The organism is Pseudoalteromonas sp. Z1A6, assembly GCF_011378745.1.
GTDB classification, from domain to species: domain Bacteria; phylum Pseudomonadota; class Gammaproteobacteria; order Enterobacterales; family Alteromonadaceae; genus Pseudoalteromonas; species Pseudoalteromonas arctica.
Genome location: NZ_WTKW01000391.1, coordinates 1 through 3,584, shown reverse-complemented (window position 1 = coordinate 3,584; position 3,584 = coordinate 1). Strand labels below are relative to the sequence as shown.

At 39.9% G+C, this 3,584-nt stretch carries 2 protein-coding genes; one reads left to right on the top strand and one right to left on the bottom strand.

What is annotated here, in order from left to right; genetic code table 11:
• Positions 1–102: 102 nt before the first annotated feature.
• Positions 103–2,532, bottom strand: coding sequence for a VolA/Pla-1 family phospholipase (locus tag GQR46_RS17610; RefSeq protein ID WP_165741769.1), 2,430 nt, complete (start codon positions 2,530–2,532; stop codon positions 103–105).
• Between the two features lie 206 nt (positions 2,533–2,738).
• On the opposite strand from GQR46_RS17610, the gene GQR46_RS17605 reads away from it, so the two are divergent.
• On the top strand, positions 2,739–3,485 hold the full coding sequence (locus GQR46_RS17605; protein ID WP_007375386.1) for a YciK family oxidoreductase: 747 nt from the start codon (positions 2,739–2,741) through the stop codon (positions 3,483–3,485).
• The last annotated feature ends 99 nt before the right edge of the window (positions 3,486–3,584 follow it).

Genomic DNA, 3,584 nt, shown 5'->3' with positions numbered 1-3,584 from the left:
AACTGGTTTCTCCATTTATAAATTTCAGCTAATTTAGCATGCTTTAAAGCAAAAAAAAGCCACTTTTCAGTGGCTTTTAAAGGTTAATTATTTTACTGGTTATTAATCAGTCACAACCTCAGGGTTGGAAACTAATAACATCCGTCCGCGAGCAGCTAAGTAAGTAGCTACTTGCAACTGCATTTCTGCATTAGCGGCAGCACTGCCTTCAACAGTTGCAGCCTGTGCAGCATCTTGAGCTGGTGTTAATATAGAACCATGATGCCCTTTAGTAAATTTAACTAAGTAGCTTGCTGGTGTTTCACTCAATGCTTGCGAAGAACTTACTGTCTCAAGACCCATCAAGTTAGCTAATGGAATTGTGCCAGAAATAGGATTATTAGCTGCCATTGGTGGTATCACTTGGTCAGGCTTGTTATCAACACCATCACCCACAACAACATTAGTATAAACAGGAGTACCTAATGCTTTCACAGTGGCTGCGTAGTTAGTTGGATCACCACTATCTAGCGCAGTTTGCGCCGCAAAAGCAAACTGTGTAAATACACCTTGAATGTTAGTAAGTTTAGTCGTTTCACCCGCAGTGGTAAGTGATGCAATATATTCGTTATAACCACATGTCAAGTAAGCTTCCATGTCTGGTATTAATGAGCCACAGTTAGAAACTGCATCTCCTTGTAAGTATGCAGTAAATTCATCAGCTTCTGTTGTACCCGCTTGTGAAAGTACTGAACCTTGAATAAATGGACCAAACGCAGCAGATTCAAGTAAGAAGCTTGCTATACCGCCACCACCGCTTGCAAGAGCTACCGTGTTTACATTAAATAGCGGATCAAGCGTTTCTGCCATTGGCGTATTAGCTTGAGCAATAAATGCTGGAGCAACAATAGAACCTAGCGAATGCCCAATGTAGGTAACGTCTTTACTATTAATAGTTGTATCGTTAATAAAGTTTAAGCCTAAACGAAGGCCTAATAAATCAGCAGCCGATTGACGTAAGCTATCACGTGCAACAAGTAATGAACTTAAGTTCATGTAACTAAGCACAGAACCCGTTGTTGCATTAAAGTCGTCTGTTCCATCACCATCAACATCTATTCCGCGCTCACCATGTCTTGGATGGTCAATAGCAACCGTTGCAAAGCCTTGAATAGAAAGCTGCGCAGTTAAAGCAAGCATACTTTCTTTTTGTGTTGTAATACCGTGCTGCATAATCACAACAGGCCATCCACCTTCAGGCATAGCGATAGGATCTAATTGTAACTGTGCACGGACACCATTAATTATCGGTAAAATAGGTTTAGTAACTTGCACTGGCACATTTGCCATGCTTTGTACTTTTGGAATTGAGTTGTATTTTGTTAAATGGCGTGTGCTGTCTAGTCCTAAGTCACGTAATTGTCCGTCACTTAATGCAGAACATAAACCATCATTTTCACTAATAGGATCTGTCGGAAATGCATCGCCTGCAACGGCCTTATAACCAATTATTGCCACTGCGTTATCACACATACCTTGCCAATATGTATCACTTAAATCACTAATATCAGTACCCGTTGGCGTACCTAAATACATCGGTAACATAATACTACCTTTTTGATATTGCACACCAGAGAAAGCAGCAGAGACTTCTACACCCTGAGAAGCAAATACTTGTTGTACATTTACCATAGGCTGTTCAGGAACTTGAAGCGCAGGAGTTGGTAACGCAGGCTGTTGCAAGCTTGCAGCTAGTAACTTTTTAATTGTCCCAAGTACAGGGCCTGCTGATTGAATAGTCATCGCACTAGAAAAAATAATATCTTCTTTTGTGATATCTCCTGAACTTACAACTACATTTTCGTAACTGTTAACAGCACCCTGCAAACCAAGTTGGGCTTCTGTAATTAATGGCGCTTCTTGTTTAACCAGCCCATAAGTAGAAGAAGGCTCAATAGAGCGCCCTAATGAATCTTTAAGACCAGTAGTTAATACATTGATGTATGAGCTACCTGCCGTAAATGGCTTTAAAGGAATAATTGCAACGCCATCACCTGAAGCTTGAGTTACAAAGTCAACACCAAAAGTAAGCTCACCGATCAATTTACAAGCAGTACCGGCAGCTACAACTGAACATTCTGCATCAGTTAAACTTGCACCCATTACAACTTCAAAAATTCTTACTGTACCAGGGGTCCCAGCAGACGCTTCATCTAAACTCACATTTGGTGGGAATGTTAAATCGATTTTATAAGGAACCTGCGAAGACCAACCATCAAGTGCACCTAGTGCAAGTTGAGGGTTTGCATAAGCTGCGCGCGAAATAGACACATTGTTGTCATCTAATTCACCAGGAATATTAAGTGTACCGTCTTGAGTTCCACTCATTAATAAATCATTAGGTACCGATAAGATACCTGCTGCTGGATCAAATGTAACTGTTGCTGTTGGGATAACTGGTGCTGTGTCGTTTTTGACATCTGTTAACGTTTCTCCACCGCCACAACCTGCTAAAGCAGCTGTAACCGAGAGTGAAAGTAGCATTTTTTTCATATTGTTGGCTCCGCACGTATTTTATTTTTATAGTGTGTTTAATCAGTGTATTAAGTTAAAACAATGTAATCAGGTTATTAATGAGACATTAGACCAGTTAAACTTAACGTAAAGTTTCTATTTTCGCCACCTAATTTTACAATAAATTCGATTACTTCACGTTTCGCTATGTTAAAATCAAAAAAATTATATGAATTGGTACTTTTATGCACACATATCAAGCAGCTGAAAACGCACTTAAAGATAAAGTTATTTTAATAACAGGCGCCGGTGATGGTATTGGCCGAGTTGCAGCAATTACGTATGCAAAATACGGCGCTACAGTTATCTTATTAGGAAAAACAACTAATAAACTTGAATGTGTTTACGATGAAATTGTTAATGCTGGCTACCCTAAACCTGCAATAGTCCCTATGGATTTAAAAGGCGCAACGAAGCAAAACTACCGTGACCTTGCTGCAACAATCGAATATCAGTTTGGACGCCTTGACGGGTTGCTTAATAATGCAGGTATTTTAGGGTCACTCGGTCCGCTTGAACATTTTTGCTCATCTACGTTCGAAAACATAATGAAAGTAAACGTGACTGCACAAGCAATGATCACTAAAGCACTTTTTCCTGTTCTTCGTAAGTCTGATAATGCATCGATAGTATTTACGTCATCAGGTGTAGGCCGCAAAGGTCGTGAATTTTGGGGGCCTTATGCCATCTCAAAATTTGCAGTAGAAGGTATGATGCAAACATGGGCATGTGAAGTAGGTAAAACGAATATTCGTGTAAACTGTATTAACCCAGGCGCTACTCGCACTTCAATGCGAGCTGCTGCATATCCAGGTGAAGATAGAGACGCACTTGCTACACCAGAGGATTTAATGCCTACATATTTATATCTAATGAGTGACGATTCAAGTGAAGTGAATGGCGAATCGTTAGATGCTCAAGTAAAAAAGTAGTTTGGAGTTTAAATAGTTTAAACAACTCACATTAAAAAAGCCGCAATTAGCGTAACACCGATCAGTTAAGGTATTTTTGATCGGTTGACCGATCTTTTG

What these genes read in the sequence shown, in the direction of transcription:
- GQR46_RS17610 (WP_165741769.1), bottom strand. Translation starts at nt 2,532, where the DNA reads ATGAAAAAAATGCTACTTTCACTCTCGGTTACAGCTGCTTTAGCAGGT.
- GQR46_RS17605 (WP_007375386.1), top strand. Translation starts at nt 2,739, where the DNA reads ATGCACACATATCAAGCAGCTGAAAACGCACTTAAAGATAAAGTTATT.